The following is a 17,069-nucleotide window of genomic DNA, read 5'->3' as shown; positions in this document are numbered from 1 at the left end:
CGCGCGCGGCTCCTGCGACCCTACTTGACGAGCGGGAACAGGATCGTCTCGCGGATCCCGAGGCCGGTGATCGCCATCAGGAGGCGGTCGATGCCCATGCCCATGCCGCCGGTGGGGGGCATGCCGTGCTCGAGGGCGCGGAGGAAGTCCTCGTCCAGGCGCATCGCCTCGTCGTCGCCCGCGGCGGCCTGTCGGGCCTGCTCGACGAAGCGCTCGCGCTGCACGACCGGGTCGACCAGCTCGGAGTAGCCGGTGGCCAGCTCGAAGCCGCGGACGTAGAGGTCCCACTTCTCGACGACGCCCGGGATGCTGCGGTGCGCGCGCACGAGCGGCGAGGTGTCGACGGGGAAGTCCATCACGAAGGTCGGACGCGTCAGGCCGCCCTTCACGAAGTGCTCCCACAGCTCCTCGACGTACTTGCCGTGGGTGGGGACGTGCACCTCGACGCCCTCGCGCGCGGCGAGGGTCTCGAGCTCGGCGAGCTCCGTCTCCGGCGTGATCGCGATGCCGGCCGCGAGCGACAGGCTCTCGTACATCGAGATGCGGTCCCACCGGCCGCCGAGGTCGAACTCGGTGCCGTCGGCCCAGGTGACCACGTGCGAGCCCGCGACGGCCTGCGCCGCGTTCTGGATCAGCTCCTGGGTGAGGTCGGCGATCGAGGTGTAGTCGCCGTACGCCTGGTACGCCTCGAGCATCGCGAACTCGGGCGAGTGGGTGGAGTCGGCGCCCTCGTTGCGGAAGTTGCGGTTGATCTCGAACACCCGGTCGATCCCGCCGACGACGGCGCGCTTGAGGTACAGCTCGGGCGCGATGCGCAGGTACAGCTCGGTGTCGAACGCGTTGGAGTGCGTGGCGAAGGGGCGGGCGGACGCGCCGCCGTGCATCACCTGCAGCATCGGGGTCTCGACCTCGAGGAACTCGTGCGCCGCGAAGGTGTCGCGGAGGGAGGCGTTCACCCGGGCGCGGGTGACGACCGTCTCGCGGGCCTGGGGGCGCACGATCAGGTCGAGGTAGCGCTGGCGCATCCGGGTCTCGTCGCCGAGCTCGTTGTGCAGATTCGGCAGGGGCAGGATCGCCTTCGCGGCGATCGTCCACTCCGACACCCACACGCTCAGCTCGCCGCGCTTGCTCGAGATGACCTCCCCCTCGACGAAGAGATGGTCGCCCAGGTCGACGAGCTCCTTCCACGCCGCCAGGGACTCCTCGCCCACGTCGCCGAGCGAGACCATGGCCTGGATCCGCTCACCGTCGCCGGCCTGCAGCGTCGCGAAGCAGAGCTTGCCCGTGTTGCGCTGGAACACCACGCGGCCCGCGAGGCCGACGCGCTCGCCGGTCTTCACGTCCGGCTCGATGCCCTCGTGGCGCGCGCGGACCGCCGCGATGGTGTCGGTGACTCCGACCGCGACGGGGTAGGCGCCGGCGCCGAGGTCGTCGCCCGCGAGCTCGAGCAGGCGCTCGCGCTTGGCGAGGCGGACGGCCTTCTGCCCGGAGGCCTCCTGCTGCGCGGCCCGCTCGGCGGCGGCCTGCTCGGAGGCGGGGGTCGTGGTCTCGGGGACGTCGGGGGTGTCGGCCATGAGGGGTCGCGGTGCTTTCGGTTCGGGGCGGACGGCCGCGATCAGGCGAGCAGGATCGGGGCGTTGTCGAGGAGGCGGGTGGTGCCGACGATCGCGGCGACGAGCACGAGTGCCGGGCCGCGGTGGTCGGCGTCGACCGGGAGGAGCGTCGCGGGGTCCACGACGACGAGGTAGTCCAGCCTAACGAGCGGCTCGGCGTGCGCGACGGCCTCGGCGGCCTGGATCGCCGCGGCGGCACCGCGGTCGGCGGCTCCTGCGGCGGCCGCGAGGAGGCGCGGCAGCGCGAGGCCCGCGCGGCGCTGCTCCTCGTCGAGGTAGCGGTTGCGGCTGGAGCGGGCGAGCCCGTCCTCCTCCCGCACGATGCCGACGCCCTCGATCGCGACGGGCAGGTCGAGGTCGCGGACCATGCGGCGCACGAGGAACAGCTGCTGCGCGTCCTTCTGCCCGAAGACCGCGACGTCCGGCTGCGCGATGCCGAGGAGCTTGGCGACGACGGTGAGCATCCCGTCGAAGTGGCCCGGCCGCGCACGCCCCTCGTAGAGGCCGCCGACCTCGCCCGCGACGACCCGGGTCGAGGACGGCCCGTCGGGGTACATCTCGGCGACTCCCGGGGCGAAGAGGAGGTCGGCCCCGGCCGCATCGAGCAGGGCGGTGTCGCCCTCGAGGTCGCGCGGGTAGCGGTCCAGGTCCTCGGTCGGGCCGAACTGCAGCGGATTCACGAACACCGACACGACGACGACGTCGGCCAGCTCGCGCGCCCGCTCGACGAGGGCGAGGTGCCCGGCGTGCAGGGCGCCCATCGTCGGCACGAGCGCGATGCGCCGACCGGCCCGCCGCGCCTCCTGCAGCCGCTCGCGGAGGTCGCCGATGCGGTGGACGGTGCTGATCACCCGACGATGCTACCGGCGGGCCCGCGGCCGCCGGGTCCTGCGGTACCGGGACGCCGCGCTCCTCCGCGAGGCACCGCCTCCCGAGCGGCGGCCCGCCCGGGGAGCGGTGTCTGGACGAGGAGCGGCGCCGCCCCGTCAGCCCGCCGCGCGCCGCAGGGCGTCGTCGACGGAGGAGCGGACGAGGCTCGAGAGGAAGAAGCCCGGCTTCTCGACGCCGATGCCCGCCAGCAGGCCCGCCGCCTGGTCGACGATCGCGGTCGAGAAGGTCGTGGCGGTCGAGACGGCCTCCGCGTAGGCGGCGCGGTCCGACTCCGCCACGGTCACCGGCTCCCCGCCCATCTCGACCACCAGCGCCTGAGCGATCGGCAGCACCGGGCCCGGCGCCGACACGGCGAAGTAGGTCTCGGCGAGGCGCGCCAGGTCGAGGCTGGTGCCGCTGAACGCCATCGCCGGGTGGACGGCGAGGGGGATGACCCCGGAGGCGAGCGCCGGAGCGAGCACCCCGTAGCCGTGCTCGGGTGCCGTGTGCAGCACCAGCTGGCCGGGCTGCCATGCTCCGGTCGCGGCGAGCCCCGCGACCAGGGCGGCGATCTCGCTCCCGGGGACGGCGACGATCACCAGCTCGCTGCGCTCGACGAGCTCGGGGATCGCGAGCACCGGAACGCCCGGGAGCAGCGCGTCGGCGCGCTCGCGGCCGCTCTCGCTGGTGGTGGCGACTCCGATCACGGCGTGGCCGGCACCGGCGAGCGCGGCACCGAGCACCGGGCCCACGCGGCCGGCACCGATCACGCCGACGCCCAGGCGTCCGTCGCGGCGGTTCTCAGGCATGCGGTTCCCCCTCCGGAGCGGGCCAGTCGGGCAGGGCGGGTGCGGCCGCGCGCCGCCCCCACTGGTGGCTCGCGTCGCGGTCGGCGGCCCGCACTCCGGCCGTCGCGAGGATCTCGAAGAAGGCGAGTCCGTCGGCAGCGCTCATCACGGGCACGAGCGGAGTGACGGGGCCGGCCACCGTGTGCACGCGCGCCGAGGCCAGCCCGAGCAGGCGCTGGAGCGGCCCCTGCTGGACCCCGACGCTCTGCATCCGCGCCAGGGGTACCACGGCGACCCGCCGCCAGACCGCTCCGCTGCGCAGGATCGCGACCTCGTCCGTCAGCCGGTACCCGGTCCGCCGGAACGAGAAGGGGCGGAGCCACACCGCCGAGCGCGGCGCCCGGGTGAAGCCGGCCGCGTCGCGGTGTCGGAGCGCGTCGCCGACGGGGGTCGACTCCGCTCCCTCGGCCGGTCCGGGCAGCAGGAGCGCGAGAACGCGCTCGACCGCGGCGAGGTCGCCGACGGGCAGGATCGTGGTGTTCGGCTCGCCGTTCGCCCCGCGGGAGGCCGCGTGGCCGGCGCGGTCGATCCGCACCTGCCACCAGCCGAAGGGGCGCCAGAGCAACGGCTGGGTGATCTCGACGGCGTGGATCCGGCCGGGCGGGATCGTGTCGCTGCTGGTCGAGAGCACGCCGTAGCCGACCCGCACGCCGTCGGGCGTCGCCGCGATCGAGTACCGGAGCGAGCGCACGAACTGGCGGACGTAGTAGCTGCCCGAGCCGATCAGGCCCGGGAGGATCGCGAAGAGCACGTAGGGCGAGCCGTAGACGGCGACGAACACCACGGCGACGGCCGAGGCCGCCAGGAACAGCGTGAAGCCGCTGAAGACGAGCGAGCCGAGGAGCCGGCCCGGCGGGATCGAGACGACCGACTCGGGCGGCGTCCCGTCCTGAGGCTCGCCGAACTCCTCCAGCCGCCGCGCCAGGAACCCGGCCGCCGGAGCCGCACCGTCGGTCGTCGCCTCCCGCTCGCGCACCCCCGAGGCGAGCCGCAGGATGTCGCGGCGCAGCGCGTCCACCAGCCGCGAGCCGAGGTACGAGAGCTGCACGTTCGCGTCCTGCCCGGCCACGCTCACCTCGAGCTTCGCCGCCCCGAACAGCCGGGCGAACAGCGGACGCTGCACCGCGATGCCCTGGATGCGGTCCAGCCGCGCCCGCCGGTTGGTCCGGAAGAGCACGCCGGAGCGCACCTCGACGACCTCGTCCGTGATGCGGAAGGTGTGCATCCGCCAGGACAGCCAGAACGCGAAGACCGCGACCGCCAGGCCCACCGCCACCGCCAGCAGGGCCCAGCCGACGAGGCCCCGGCGCAGCAGCTCGTCGACCGGATCGCCGCTCTCGAAGCCCTCGGGCCCGGGCAGGAACAGCTCGACCAGGCGCTCGCGGAGGTTCGTGATCACGATGCCGAGGACGACCAGCAGTCCGATCCCGCCCTTGAGGACGGGGGTCGCGGGGTGGAGGCGGTGCCACTCCCCGTCGGCGAGGTCCGTCTCGACGGCGCGGAGCTCGGTCACAGGCCGGCCCGGCGCGACTCGGCGAGCTCGACCAGGCGGTCGCGGAGCTCCTCCGCGTCCTGCTCGGCCAGGCCCGGAATGCTGACGCCGGTCGCCGCGGCGGCGGTGACGAAGCGGAGGTCGGCGAGGCCGAGCGCCCGGGCGAGCGGCCCGCGGTTGACGTCGATGAGCTGCATCCGCCCGTACGGCACCGACACGAAGCGCTGGAACATGATGCCGCGGCGGAAGAGGAGGTCGTCCTGGCGCAGGAGGTAGCCGTAGGCGCGCGCGCGGCGCGGGGCGACGATCAGGAGGGTCACCGCGAGGGCGGCCGCGGCGGCCGTCGGGATCCAGCCCCACGGCAGACCGATCAGCATCAGCACCACGGGCACGGCGAGCAGCAGCACGCTCGACACGACGGCCGACACGATCTCGACCGCGACGTACCGGGGCGAGACGCGGCGCCACTCCCCCGTGATGTCGAGGCGGTCCCGCCGGCGCCCCCTCGCGTCGCGGCGGGTCGTCGGCGACACGTCCTCGGGCTCGGCGGGCATGGCGTCGTCCTCACTGCCCGCGGCGGTCCGGGCGTCGGCGTCAGGCGTGGTTCACCTCGCCGACGGCGCTGTCGTCGTCGTCGCTCGGCGGGATGGTGCACAGGTGCTCGGCGACCAGGCCGGCCACCAGCAGGACGAGCGCTCCCACGATGGTCGCGACGTCCTGCCACACGGAGCCTAGCGAAGGGATCGCACGGCTCAGCAGGTACACCAGGATGCCGCCGGAGGCTCCGAGCAGCAGCGCCCCGACGTGGCTGGACGCCTTCGCCAGCACCACGACGCGCATCGCCCGGAAGGGATCGATCCGCCGGCGCAGCGTCCCCTTGGTCGCGCGGTGGATCGGGATCGCGAAGCCGAGCACGAGGGCGGCGACCACGATCAGGGTGAGCGGCACCGTCAGCGGCGGGATGAGCACGGGGCGGCCTGCGGCGGCGATGGCGAGGTCGAGGAGGAACCCCGCGACGGCCCCGGCGAGGCCGAGTCCGAGCAGGGTGCTGGTGCGGGTGCGCCTCACGGGGTCCTGCTCTCGGGGTCGGCGGTGCTGCCGCGGGCGGAGCCGCGTCCCGGCCAGGTCAGCCCGGCCGGGTGGTCGGTCACGCGGTCGGTCGCCCGCGCGCGCAGCGCGGCCACGGGTCCGGCTCCGGGCAGGACCGCTGCCGGCTCGACGTCGAGCCACGGCTCGAGCACGAACGCGCGCTCGGCCGCCCGCGGGTGCGGGAGGGTCAGGTGAGCGTCGTCGCGGAGCACTCCGCCGACCGCGATCACATCGATGTCGAGCGTCCGGTCGCCCCAGCGCTCCTCGCCCTCGCCGCGGATCCGGCCGCCGGCCGATTCGATCGCCGCCGTCGCCGCGAGCAGGTCGTCGGGCTCGAGGACGGTCGAGCCGGTCACGACCGCGTTGAGGTACCCGGGCGCGTCCTCGTCGACGCCCCCGGGCTTCCACGCGGGCGACTCGACGACCTTGGACACGGCCTCGATGCGCAGGCCCGGCGTCGTCGCGAGGGCCCGCAGCGCCTCCTCCAGGTGCTCGAGGCGGTCGCCGAGGTTGCTGCCGAGCGCGAGGACGACGTGGCGCACCGGGCGGACGCGCTCCTGCCGCGGCCTCACGAGCGGGTCCTCGTGATCTGCACAGCGACGTCCTCGAACGGCAGCGGGATCGGCGCGTCCGGCTTGTGGACGGTGATGCGGACGACGTCGGCGGCGGCGAAGCCCAGGGCCACCCGGGCGAGGCGCTCGGCCAGAGTCTCGAGGAGGTCGACCGGGTCGCGGGTCACCGCGTCGGCCAGGGCGATCGCGAGCTCGCCGTAGTGCACCGTCTCGGCCAGCGCGTCGCCCTCGGCCGCCGGGGCGGTGTCGAGCCAGACCGTCGCGTCGATCACGAAGTCCTGGCCGTTCTCGCGCTCGAAGTCGAAGACGCCGTGGTGCGCGCGCACGCGCAGCCCGGTGAGGGTGATGGAGTCGCGCACGGCGAGGGCTGCGGGGTCGATCGCGGTCACGGGGTCTCCTCCTGGAGTCGGGCGGCGAGGGCCAGGGCGCGGGCGGACGAGCGGACGTCGTGGACCCGGACGCCCCAGGCGCCGTGCTCGGCGGCGACGAGGCTCAGCATGGCGGAGACCTCGTCCCGCTCGGCCGCCGGGGCGCCGGCGGGGGCGAACGGAGCGAGGAACCGCTTGCGCGAGTGGCCGACGAGGACCGGGAAACCCAGCGAGACGATCGCGTCGAGCCCGGCCAGCAGCGCCCAGTCGTGCGCGCCGACCTTCGCGAAGCCGAGGCCCGGGTCGAGCAGGAGGCGGTCGTCCCGGATCCCGGCCTCGCGCGCGGCGTCGACGCGGCGCTCGAGCTCGCCGCGGACGTCCGCCACGACGTCGCCGTAGGAGGCGAGAGCGGTCATGCCCGCGCTGTGCCCGCGCCAGTGCATCGCGATGTAGACCGCGCCGCGCTCGGCGACGAGCGGGAGCATCCGCGGATCGGCGAGGCCGCCGGAGACGTCGTTGACTACCACGGCGCCCGCGTCCAGAGCGGCCTCGGCCGTGGCGGCGCTCATCGTGTCGATGCTGACGCGCACCCCCTCCGCGGCGAGGGCGCGGACGACGGGCAGCACGCGGCCCTGCTCGGCGGCGGAGTCGACGCGCGCGGCACCGGGGCGGGTGCTCTCGCCGCCGACGTCGACCAGGTCCGCGCCGAACGCGGCGGGTCCGTCCCCGGCGGGCCGGATCAGGTCGAGACCGTGGCGGACGGCGTCGTCGACGGACAGCCAGCGTCCGCCGTCGCTGAACGAGTCCGGAGTGACGTTGAGGATCCCGAGGAGCGCGGCGCGGCCGGTCGGCGTGAGATCGGCGACGGTGGTGGCCACGTCACTCCCCCCGAGCGGCGCCGATCAGCGCGATGATCTCGGCGCGAGCGGCCGGGTCGGCGAGGGACCCGCGGGCGGCGACCGTCACGGTCGAGCTCGCGGTCTGGCGCGGCCCGCGCATCCGCACGCAGCCGTGCTCGGCGTCGACCACGACGAGCACTCCCTCGGGAGCGAGGCCCTGCTCGAGCGCGTCCGCGATCTGCTCGGTCATCCGCTCCTGGATCTGCGGGCGCGACGCGACCGTCTCGACCACGCGCGGAAGGCGGCCGAGGCCGACGACCCGCTCGCGCGGCCGGTAGGCGATGTGCGCGACACCGAGGAACGGCAGCAGGTGGTGCTCGCAGACGGAGCGGAAGGCGAGGTCGCGCACGATCACCGTCTGGTCGAGCGGCGACTCCTGGCCGCCCTCGACCACCGCGAACGTCTCGGTCAGCTGGGCCGCGGCGTCGTCGTCGAACCCGCCGAAGAACTCCTCGTACGCCTCGGCGAACCGCCGCGGCGTGTCGAGGAGTCCCTCGCGGCCCGGGTCGTCCCCGATGGCCGCGAGGATCTCGGCGACGGCCGCCTCGATGCGCGCCTTGTCGACGGGCACGCGCGCGCTACGCCGTCGCGGGGCGCGGGTTGATCAGCGGCGGACGCTTCGGAGCGACCTCGTCCGCGCCGGCGGAGGAGACGCCTCCGTCGGTCGCGCCCGAGTCGATCGGCGCCTTGGCGACCGGGACCGCGATGGGCGGCAGGTCGGACAGGGGGCGCTTGTCGCTCGAGAGCCACTGCGGGCGCTCGTCGATGCGGCGGACGTCCTTGAAGATCTCGGCCAGCTGGTCGTGGTCGAGCGTCTCCTTCTCGAGCAGCTCCATCGCGAGGCGGTCGAGGATGTCGCGGTTGTCGTTGATGACCTGCCACGCCTCGTCGTGCGCCTGCTCGATCAGCTGGCGCGTCTCGGCGTCGACCGTCTCGGCGATCTGCTCGGAGTAGTCGCGCTGGTGGCCCATGTCGCGGCCGAGGAACATCTCGCCCGACGACTGGCCGAGCTTGACCGCTCCGACGTTCGCGGACATGCCGTAGTCGGTGACCATCTTGCGGGCGATGGAGGTCGCCTTCTCGATGTCGTTCGACGCTCCGGTGGTGGGGTCGTGGAAGACGATCTCCTCCGCGACGCGGCCGCCCATGGCGTACGCGAGTTGGTCGAGGAGCTCGTTGCGGGTGGTGGAGTACTTGTCCTCCAGCGGGAGCACCATCGTGTAGCCGAGGGCGCGGCCGCGCGGCAGGATCGTGACCTTGGTCACGGGGTCGGTGTGGCGCATCGCCGCCGCCGCCAGAGCGTGTCCGCCCTCGTGGTAGGCGGTGATCAGCTTCTCCTTGTCGCGCATGACCCGCGTACGGCGCTGCGGTCCCGCGATGACGCGGTCGATGGCCTCGTCGAGCGCGCGGTTGTCGATCAGCTGCGCGTTGGAGCGGGCGGTCAGCAGCGCGGCCTCGTTGAGGACGTTCGCCAGGTCGGCGCCGGTGAAGCCCGGGGTCTTGCGGGCGACGACCTCGAGGTCGACTCCGCCGGCGAGCGGCTTGCCGCGGCCGTGGACCTCGAGGATCCGCTTGCGGCCGAGCAGGTCGGGGGCGTCGACGCCGATCTGGCGGTCGAAGCGGCCTGGGCGCAGCAGCGCGGGGTCGAGGATGTCGGGGCGGTTCGTCGCCGCGATCAGGATGACGTTGGTCTTGACGTCGAAGCCGTCCATCTCGACCAGCAGCTGGTTGAGGGTCTGCTCGCGCTCGTCGTGACCGCCGCCCATGCCGGCGCCGCGGTGGCGGCCGACGGCGTCGATCTCGTCGACGAAGATGATGGCCGGCGAGTTCTCCTTGGCCTGCTGGAACAGGTCGCGGACACGGCTCGCGCCGACGCCGACGAACATCTCGACGAAGTCCGATCCGGAGATGGAGTAGAAGGGGACGCCCGCCTCGCCCGCGACCGCGCGCGCCAGCAGGGTCTTGCCGGTGCCGGGAGGGCCGTAGAGCAGGACGCCCTTCGGGATGCGGGCGCCGACGGCCTGGAACTTCGCGGGCTCCTTGAGGAACTCCTTGATCTCGTGCAGCTCCTCGATCGCCTCGTCGGCGCCGGCGACGTCGCCGAACGTGACCTTGGGCGACTCCTTCGAGACGAGCTTCGCCTTCGACTTGCCGAACTGCATGACGCGGTTGCCTCCGCCCTGCATGCCCGAGAGCATCAGCCAGAAGAACGCGCCGATCAGGAGGATGGGGAGCAGGAAGCCGAGGGCCGAGAGGAACCAGTTGGTCTGCGGGACCTCGTCGTTGTAGCCGGTGCTGCCGAGATCCGCCGCGGACACCGCGTCGACGACCTCCGCGCCGCGAGGGGCCACGTAGTAGAACTGCACCTGCGTGCCGTTGTCGCCGTCGGCCTGCTTGAGCGTGAGGTCGACGCGCTGCTCGCCGTCCACGATCTTCGCCGAGTCGACCTTGCCGTCCTTCAGGAGGTCGAGGCCCTCCTGCGTCGTGACCGGCCGGAAGCCGGACATGGTGATCAGCGAGGAGCCGATCCACACCGCGACGATCGCCAGGACGACGTAGAGGATGGGACCCCGGAAGATGCGCTTCACGTTCATGCTTGTTGCGGGTGCGACACCCGGCGCCTTTCTGACGAGGAGATTGTGCCTGCCAGGCTACCTCCCGCACTCTGAGCGCCACCCACGCGTTCGCCGTGGGCCGAACGGCCGCGGGCTGTGCTGTCCGGCGGGGATGCGGCGGGCCGCATCCCCGCGCGCGGTCGGCTTCGCGACGGGGTGCGTTCCGCAGAGCGGGTCGCGTCGGACTGCCGGGAAACGCTGGCACGCGTTTCCCGGTCCGCGTCCTCTGCCTTGCGGGTGGAGGCGTGCGTCGCGGGCCGGAGCCGCGCGCCCAGTCGGCTTCCCGACGGGGTGCGTTGCGCAGAGCGGGGACGTCGGACTGCCGGGAAACGCTGGCACGCGTCGGTGCCGACCGGCGGGGATGCGGCGGGCCGCATCTCCGCGCCCAGTCGGCTTCCCGACGGGGTGCGTTCCGCAGAGCGGGGTACGTCGGACTGCCGGGAAACGCTGGCACGCGTCGGTGCCGACCGGCGGGGATGCGGCGGGCCGCATCCCCGCGCGCAATCGGCTTCCCGACGGGGTGCGTTCCGCAGAGCGGGGTACGTCGGACTGCCGGGAAACGCTGGCACGCGTTTCCCGGTCCGCGTCCTCTGCCTTGCGGGTGGAGGCGTGCGTCGCGGGCCGGATGCTCAGCGAGAGCGCAGGAGTTGTCGCACTCGAGCTCGAAAGCGACGACTACTGCGGTTTCGAGGCGGGGCGGAGGAAGCGAGGGAGGACGCGCCGCGAGAGCGCAGGAGTTGTCGCACTCGAGGGCGAGTGCGACGACTTCTGCGGTCTCGCGAGGCGGAGGGGCAGCAGACGCGGACGGAACGACCGACCAGGCCCGCCCCGGCCCGGGTCAGGCCGACTCGAGGAGGGGCTCCGGGTCGCGGAGGGCGGGCTCGAGGCCGCGGCGGCGCCGGGCGGCGGCCAGCACGGTCACGGCGAGCGCCCCGACCAGCCAGAGCACGAGCACCAGGACCGCGTGCGCGACTCCGATGCTGCCGCCGGCGATCAGCGAGCGGAACGCCTCCACCGTCCAGGTCAGCGGCAGCACGCCGTGGATCGCCTGGAAGAAGGCGGGCGCGGTCTCGACCGGGTAGGTGCCTCCGGCCGAGGACAGCTGCAGCACGATCATCAGCAGCGCCAGGAACCGGCCCGGGGCGTCCAGCAGCGCGATCAGCGCCTGGTTGATCGCCACGAAGGTGAGGCTCGTGAGCACGGCGATCCCGATCAGCCCGGGCAGGTTCGACGCCTCGACGCCCACCCCGAAGCGGATGACGAGCGCGGCCAGCACGCCCTGGGCGACCGCCATCAGCGCGCCGGGCAGGTAGCTGCGCAGCGCGATGACCCAGGCGGGCCGACGCGCTGCGAGGAGGCGGGAGCTGAGCGGGGCGCTCATCAGGTAGAAGGCCAGCGCGCCGACCCACAGCGCGAGCGCCATGAAGTAGGGGGCGAGGCCGTAGCCGTAGGACGGCACACGGTTCATCCGCTCGGCGTCGATCCCGACAGGCGCGGCCGCGACGGTGCTGAGCTCCTGCGCCTGCTCGCCGGTGTAGGAGGGCACGTCGTCCGCGCCGTCCGAGAGCTTCGTGTCGAGGGTGCGCGATCCGGAGGCGAGCGAGTCGATCCCGTCGGCGAGGTCCTGCGAACCGGTGGCCGCGTCGGCCGAGCCGGTCGCGGCGGTCTCCGCGCCGTCCGCGAGGTCCGAGGCGCCCGTCGCGAGGGCGGCCGTTCCGGAGGCGAGGTCGGAGGCGCCGGCGGCCGCGGAGGCGATGCCGCTGGTGAGCGGGCCGACCGCGCCGGAGAGGGTGTCCACTCCGCCGGCGAGCTGCGAGGCTCCGCCGTCGAGGGTCGCCGCTCCCTGGGCGAGCGCCTGCGCACCGGTCTGGAGCTTCTGAGCGCCGTCGGCGGCGGTGGACGCCCCGGCGGCCAGGGCGGCGGTGCCGGTCGCGAGGTCGGCGGCTCCACCCGAGACCGTGGCGGCACCGGAGGCGAGCGCCGTCAGTCCGCTGCCGTCGTCGCCGACGAGCGCGGTCGCACCGGAGGCGAGCGTCTGCGCGCCCGCGTCCGCCGAGGCGGCTCCGCCCGCGAGAGCGGCCGCACCCTTCTCGAGGGCGGTCAGCTCGGCCACGCGCTGGGCGTCCGAGAGGGAGTCGTACCGCGAGAGCAGGGAGGCGAGGCCGGAGTCGACTCCGGTCGCTCCGGAGGCGAGTCCCGGAGTGGCGGCCGCGAGCGTCCCCGCGCCGGTCGCGAGCTGCTGGGCTCCTGCGAGGGCCTTCCCCGCTCCGTCGGAGACCGAGGCGGACCCGGTGGCCAGCGCCTCGGCGCCGGACGCCGCCGAGGCCGCGCCGTCCTTCAGGGTCGACGTCCCCGCGGCGAGGTCGGTGGCGCCCGAGGCGAGCGACGCCGCTCCGCCGTCGAGCTGCTGCGCGCCGTCGGCGACCGTGCGGGCTCCGGTGTCGAGCGCCGCCGCCTGGTCGGGCAGCTGCCCGGTCCCGCTCGCGATCCGCTGGAGTCCCGACGAGAGGTCGGACGCTCCGGAGGCCGCGCTCCCCGCACCCGAGCGGAGGGAGTCGGCACCGGTCGCCAGCTGCGCGGTGCCGTCCTGCAGCTGCGTGAGCCCGACGACCAGCTCGGACGAGCCGGACGCGGCGGTTCCTGCGCCGTCCGCCAGCTGAGCGGCGCCGTCGGCCGCCTGCTCGAGGCTCGAGTGCACGTCGGTGAAGCCGAGGTAGACGTTCTCGAGGTAGGTCGCGCCGACCTTCTCCTCGAGGGTCTTCGTCACGGTGGTGCCGATGGTGGAGGCGATGTTGCCGACGATCAGGTTGGCCGCGTCGTTCGTCTCGATCGACAGCTTCGCCTGCACGGCCGCAGCGGGATCGTCGCCGCCGACGGAGGCGACGTCGGCCGAGAAGCCGGCCGGCACCGTCAGGACGGCGAGGACGTCGCCCGAGGCGAGCTCGCGGGACGCCTCGTCGGCACCGGTCGCCGTCCAGGCGAAGTCCGAGCCGGACGTGTCGGTGGTGAGCTGCTCGGTCAGGTCGTCGCCGAGGGCGAGCGCGGAGCCGTCCGAGGCGGTCGCGCCGGTGTCCTCGTTGACGATCGCGGCGGGCACCGTGTCGAGGTGGTGTGTGGGATCGAGGTTGGCCGAGGTCAGCAGTCCCGAGTAGATCAGCGGGATGAGCGCGATCGCGGCGAAGACGACGACGAGGCGCGGGTTCACGGCGCGCAGGGCGCGGCGGAGCGGGGAGGTGGTCATGGTCCTTCTACTTCGTGGAGTGCAGGGCGGCGAGCCGCGGCGAGGCGACTCCGGTGACGAGGAGCTCGGCGATGTCGGCGGAGGCCGAGGCCACGGGGCGGCGGGCGTCGCCGTCGAGGAGCCAGCCGACGACCAGCCAGGTGGTGCCGGCGGCGAGGAGGACGGCGAAGCGCTCGACGCGGGCGTGGTCGCCGCCGCCCGATCCGCGCTCGGCGAGGGGGGAGAAGGCGAGGAGCCGCTGCGCGAGGAACGCGACGACCGACTCCTGAACGGCGCGGGCCGTGCCTCCGCTCAGCACACGGCGGTAGAAGTCGGCGTGCACGAGCAGGCCCTCGAGGAGGCCGCGGACGATGCGGGGGACCGCGCCCTCCCAGTCGGCGGGGGCGGTGCCGGGAGCGACGTCGCCGAACAGCGCGTGCATCCGCTCCACTGCGGCGGCCTCGATTAGGGACGGGACGTCGCCGAAGTGCTGGTAGAACGTGGGCCGGCTGACCCCGGCGGCGCCGCAGAGCTCGGTGATGGAGGGCTGGTCGTCGCCCGGGCGGTCGAGGGCCGTCGTGATCGCGGTGAGCAGGAGCTCGCGCGAGCGGGTGAGCCGCGGATCGGTCACGGGGTCCTTCTTCCCGGCGCGAGGAGCACCTTCTTTACGTCTGTCAGATAATTTACAACCGTAAAGAAGAGCGCGCAAGCGTCAGGAGGAGGGCGGCTCCGGGAGCAGCGTCGCGATGGCGGACGTGTCGACGATCACGGAGTCGTGCGGAGTCAGTCCCGGGCTCCGTGGCGTGGGCACCGGCAGGCGCACGAGCAGGGCGCCCGGATCCACGCCGAAGCGCCCGGAGCGGGTGCGGCCGACCGGATCGCCGTCCAGCTCGGCGAGCACCGGCTGGTCGAGCTCGAACGAGAACTCGCGGCCGGGCCACTGCCGGAGTGACGCGAGCCCGTTGCGGTTGCCGGTCGCGACGTCCAGCGCGAGGCCGAAGCGCCGCCGCAGCAGCACCAGCTCCAGGTCGCCGTCGTCGAGCACGGCTCCGGCGGCCAGCTCGATGTTCGCCACCACGGAGCTGCAGTTGCAGGCCAGCACCATGAAGCAGCGCTGCGGAGGCTCCTCCGCGCCGTCGATCGTGAGGGTCACCTCGAAGCCGGCCTTGAACATCGCCGGCGCCCCCGCCGCGAAGTAGGCGCCCCAGCCCACCCGCTTCTTCAGCTCCTCGTCCGTCTTGTCCATGATCTCGGCGTCCAGGCCCACCCCGCCCATCACCATGAACACCCGCTCCTCGCCGTCGTCGAACGCGGCCGTGCCCACGTCGATGGCGCGGTCCTGCCCGAGCAGGGCGATCTCGACCGCTTCGGGCAGGGAGCCGAGCGGGATCCCGAGGTTCCGCGCGAGGAGGTTGCCGGTGCCGCTGGGCAGCAGGCCGTAGGGGACGCCGGTCCGGCGCAGCACCGTGGCGACGGCCCGGACGGTGCCGTCGCCGCCCATCGAGCAGACCAGGTCCGGGCCCGCCTCGAGCGCGGCGCGGGCCGCGGCGGCACCGGAGTCGCCCGGGCTGGTCTCGAACCAGAGCGGTTCCTTCCAGCCGTGGCGGCGCGCGATCGTCGCGACCAGGTCCTCCGCGGCGCCGACGTCGTCGAACTTGCTCGGGTTGATCACGACGGCGACGGTGCGCTTCTCGGGTGCCTTCACCCCGTCAGTCTGACGGCACCGGCGACCGGTCCAGTCGCGCCGACGCCTCCAGGGCGAGCACGGCGCCGATCTCGGCCGAGAGCGTGGCGGGGAGCGACGGGGGCGCGTCCCAGCGGGGCCCTGCCAGCAGCACCCCGCCGCGCACGCTCGAGCTCTGCAGCGCGGCGACGCTGCCGGCGACGAAGCCGCGGACGCGGGCGGCCACTGCGGGCGCGACTCCGCTCGTCGTGGCGAGGTCGACGAGGTGCCGGTAGGCGATGCCGCCGAACAGGGCGCCGTCCCCCGATCCCTGGTCGACGAAGACGCCGTCGGGGGCGAGCCGGTCGAGCAGGTCCTCGGCCGTGCGAGAGGCGTGGGCCACCAGGCGGGGGTCGGGCCGCAGGCGGTGCAGGGCGAGCGCCGCCCCGATGTAGACGGCGTGGTTGTAGCTGAAGGCCCAGTCGTCGCGGGCGGAGCCGCCCTCGCGGCCGATGCCGTCGGCGACGAAGCCGGTGTCGTCGTCGCGGAGGCGCACGTGCATCCAGTCGAGGGCGGCGCGCGAGAGCTCCTCCCGGCCGTCGGGCCGCAGCCGCTCCAGGCGCGCGCCGAGGATCGCGAACGGGCCGTTGGCGGGCGCGTTCTTGTAGTCCAGCTGCCGACGGCGCCAGGCGAGGCTCGCCCCGTGGCGGAGGTTCCAGCCCTTCGCGACGGCGAAGCGCCAGAGGCGGTCGGCGCGATCGAGAAACCGCAGGTCGCCCGAGGCCTCCCCGAGGCGGGCGAGCGCGCCGCCGAGCCACATCATGTCGTCGAAGTAGCCGTTGACCAGGCGCCCGCCGTTGCGGACGCGGATCGCGCGGTGGATCCGCCGGGCCCGCTCCAGGTGCGCCTCGTCGCCCGTGCGCTCGAAGGCGTCGACGGCCGCGTCGATCGCGTGAGCGAGCCACCAGTAGTTGAACTCGAGATCCGCCCGCAGCGAGGTCGGGTAGCTCATGTGGTAGCCCAGCAGCGGCACCGCGAAGAGCCGCTCGAGGCTCTCCTGCGCGGTGTCGGCGGCGCTACTCGTAGACGTGCGGGGCGAGGACGGCGACATCGCGGAGATTGCGGTAGCGCTCGGCGTAGTCGAGCCCGTAGCCGATCACGAACTCGTTCGGGATGTCGAAGCCCACGTAGGCCACGTCGACCTCGACCTTCGCGGCCTCCGGCTTGCGGAACAGCGCGCAGATCTCGACCGACTCGGCGCCGCGGCTGCGGAGGTTGCCCTGCAGCCACGAGAGCGTGAGGCCGGAGTCGATGATGTCCTCGACGATCAGCACCTTGCGGTTCGTGATGTCGGAGTCGAGGTCCTTGAGGATCCGCACCACGCCGGAGGACTTGGTGCCGCTCCCGTAGGACGAGACGGCCATCCAGTCCATGACGATGTCGAGCTTGAGCTCGCGGGCCAGATCGGCCATCACCATCACGGCGCCGCGCAGCACCCCGACGATGAGCAGGTTCTCGCCCGCGTAGTCGCGCTCGATGGCCCGGGCCAGGTCGCGGATCCGCTCGTGGATCTCGGCCTCGGTGTAGAGGACCTCGGTGATGTCGTCGGCGATGTCGGCTGCTTCCACCCGGCCACTCTACGGGTGCCCGGCCTCCGTCTCGCCTCCGCGAGATGCCCCGTGAGTACACGTCCGTCGGCGTGTCGCGTTCCGGAGCGGCGTCTCGCGGAGAGGGGACCGACGTGGCCTACGTGGGCTTCGACATCCCGAACGAGTTCGTGATCGGCTACGGGCTCGACTACGCCGAGCGCTACCGCAATC

General features: G+C 73.8%; 16 protein-coding genes and 1 pseudogene. 1 reads left to right on the top strand and 16 read right to left on the bottom strand.

Translation table 11 applies throughout. The annotated features are described in order from the left end of the window. Positions 1–20 precede the first annotated feature (20 nt). The 16 genes from lysS to hpt form a co-directional block, all read right to left on the bottom strand. On the bottom strand, positions 21–1,574 hold the full coding sequence (gene lysS, locus C5C24_RS14675; RefSeq protein ID WP_104305315.1) for a lysine--tRNA ligase: 1,554 nt from the start codon (positions 1,572–1,574) through the stop codon (positions 21–23). Between the two features lie 41 nt (positions 1,575–1,615). Then, positions 1,616–2,464 (bottom strand): pantoate--beta-alanine ligase, encoded by an 849-nt coding sequence (gene panC, locus C5C24_RS14670; protein WP_104282288.1) that lies wholly within the window; start codon positions 2,462–2,464, stop codon positions 1,616–1,618. 135 nt (positions 2,465–2,599) lie between these two features. Next, positions 2,600–3,292 (bottom strand): Rossmann-like and DUF2520 domain-containing protein, encoded by a 693-nt coding sequence (locus C5C24_RS14665; RefSeq protein WP_104305314.1) that lies wholly within the window; start codon positions 3,290–3,292, stop codon positions 2,600–2,602. Next, on the bottom strand, positions 3,285–4,844 hold the full coding sequence (locus C5C24_RS14660; RefSeq protein ID WP_104305313.1) for a PH domain-containing protein: 1,560 nt from the start codon (positions 4,842–4,844) through the stop codon (positions 3,285–3,287). The genes C5C24_RS14665 and C5C24_RS14660 overlap by 8 nt, the downstream gene beginning before the upstream one ends. After that, positions 4,841–5,377: a PH domain-containing protein gene (locus C5C24_RS14655; RefSeq protein ID WP_104277257.1), complete on the bottom strand. Its 537-nt coding sequence runs from the start codon at positions 5,375–5,377 to the stop codon at positions 4,841–4,843. The genes C5C24_RS14660 and C5C24_RS14655 overlap by 4 nt, the downstream gene beginning before the upstream one ends. A 40-nt stretch (positions 5,378–5,417) precedes the next feature. Beyond that, positions 5,418–5,891 carry a DUF3180 domain-containing protein gene (locus C5C24_RS14650; RefSeq protein ID WP_104277256.1) on the bottom strand — a complete coding sequence of 158 codons (474 nt, stop codon included), beginning with the start codon at positions 5,889–5,891 and terminating at the stop codon, positions 5,418–5,420. Beyond that, positions 5,888–6,484, bottom strand: a complete 597-nt coding sequence (gene folK, locus C5C24_RS14645; protein ID WP_104305312.1) for a 2-amino-4-hydroxy-6-hydroxymethyldihydropteridine diphosphokinase — start codon at positions 6,482–6,484, stop codon at positions 5,888–5,890. The genes C5C24_RS14650 and folK overlap by 4 nt, the downstream gene beginning before the upstream one ends. Beyond that, on the bottom strand, positions 6,481–6,873 hold the full coding sequence (gene folB, locus C5C24_RS14640) for a dihydroneopterin aldolase (RefSeq protein WP_258065284.1): 393 nt from the start codon (positions 6,871–6,873) through the stop codon (positions 6,481–6,483). Before folB ends, folK begins: the two co-directional genes overlap by 4 nt. After that, entirely contained in the window at positions 6,870–7,730 is an 861-nt protein-coding gene (folP, locus tag C5C24_RS14635) for a dihydropteroate synthase (protein ID WP_104305311.1), read from the bottom strand. Before folP ends, folB begins: the two co-directional genes overlap by 4 nt. 1 nt (position 7,731) lies before the next feature. Beyond that, positions 7,732–8,322 carry a GTP cyclohydrolase I FolE gene (gene folE / locus C5C24_RS14630; protein ID WP_104224103.1) on the bottom strand — a complete coding sequence of 197 codons (591 nt, stop codon included), beginning with the start codon at positions 8,320–8,322 and terminating at the stop codon, positions 7,732–7,734. A gap of 7 nt (positions 8,323–8,329) precedes the next feature. Further along, complete coding sequence (gene ftsH / locus C5C24_RS14625) at positions 8,330–10,345, bottom strand: ATP-dependent zinc metalloprotease FtsH (RefSeq protein WP_104277253.1); 2,016 nt, start codon at positions 10,343–10,345, stop codon at positions 8,330–8,332. Positions 10,346–11,204: 859 nt separating this feature from the next. Continuing rightward, positions 11,205–13,607: a YhgE/Pip domain-containing protein gene (locus C5C24_RS14620; RefSeq protein WP_104305310.1), complete on the bottom strand. Its 2,403-nt coding sequence runs from the start codon at positions 13,605–13,607 to the stop codon at positions 11,205–11,207. A 7-nt stretch (positions 13,608–13,614) separates the two neighbouring features. Further along, the gene (locus tag C5C24_RS14615) at positions 13,615–14,217 is read right to left on the bottom strand and encodes a TetR/AcrR family transcriptional regulator (RefSeq protein ID WP_104226013.1); all 603 of its coding nucleotides are present in this window, start codon (positions 14,215–14,217) and stop codon (positions 13,615–13,617) included. 81 nt (positions 14,218–14,298) lie between these two features. Then, complete coding sequence (locus C5C24_RS14610; RefSeq protein ID WP_104305309.1) at positions 14,299–15,291, bottom strand: diacylglycerol kinase family protein; 993 nt, start codon at positions 15,289–15,291, stop codon at positions 14,299–14,301. A 4-nt stretch (positions 15,292–15,295) separates the two neighbouring features. Further along, positions 15,296–16,360 (bottom strand): glycoside hydrolase family 76 protein, encoded by a 1,065-nt coding sequence (locus C5C24_RS14605; protein ID WP_104305308.1) that lies wholly within the window; start codon positions 16,358–16,360, stop codon positions 15,296–15,298. After that, positions 16,326–16,877: a hypoxanthine phosphoribosyltransferase gene (hpt, locus tag C5C24_RS14600; protein ID WP_104277249.1), complete on the bottom strand. Its 552-nt coding sequence runs from the start codon at positions 16,875–16,877 to the stop codon at positions 16,326–16,328. Before hpt ends, C5C24_RS14605 begins: the two co-directional genes overlap by 35 nt. Before the next feature lie 110 nt (positions 16,878–16,987). On the opposite strand from hpt, the pseudogene C5C24_RS14595 reads away from it, so the two are divergent. Continuing rightward, positions 16,988–17,069, top strand: a pseudogene (locus C5C24_RS14595) (hypoxanthine phosphoribosyltransferase); the annotation flags it as partial.

The sequence above is a fragment of the Rathayibacter sp. AY2B3 genome, assembly GCF_002931755.1.
Taxonomy (GTDB): Bacteria; Actinomycetota; Actinomycetes; order Actinomycetales; family Microbacteriaceae; genus Rathayibacter.
Note: the sequence above shows the minus strand (reverse complement) of the source record. Positions and strands in the feature narration are given on the sequence as shown.

Coding starts and splice junctions, on each gene's coding strand:
- C5C24_RS14655 (WP_104277257.1), bottom strand. CDS start 5,377: ATGCCCGCCGAGCCCGAGGACGTGTCGCCGACGACCCGCCGCGACGCG.
- C5C24_RS14665 (WP_104305314.1), bottom strand. CDS start 3,292: ATGCCTGAGAACCGCCGCGACGGACGCCTGGGCGTCGGCGTGATCGGT.
- ftsH (WP_104277253.1), bottom strand. CDS start 10,345: ATGAACGTGAAGCGCATCTTCCGGGGTCCCATCCTCTACGTCGTCCTG.
- C5C24_RS14605 (WP_104305308.1), bottom strand. CDS start 16,360: ATGTCGCCGTCCTCGCCCCGCACGTCTACGAGTAGCGCCGCCGACACC.
- lysS (WP_104305315.1), bottom strand. CDS start 1,574: ATGGCCGACACCCCCGACGTCCCCGAGACCACGACCCCCGCCTCCGAG.
- C5C24_RS14620 (WP_104305310.1), bottom strand. CDS start 13,607: ATGACCACCTCCCCGCTCCGCCGCGCCCTGCGCGCCGTGAACCCGCGC.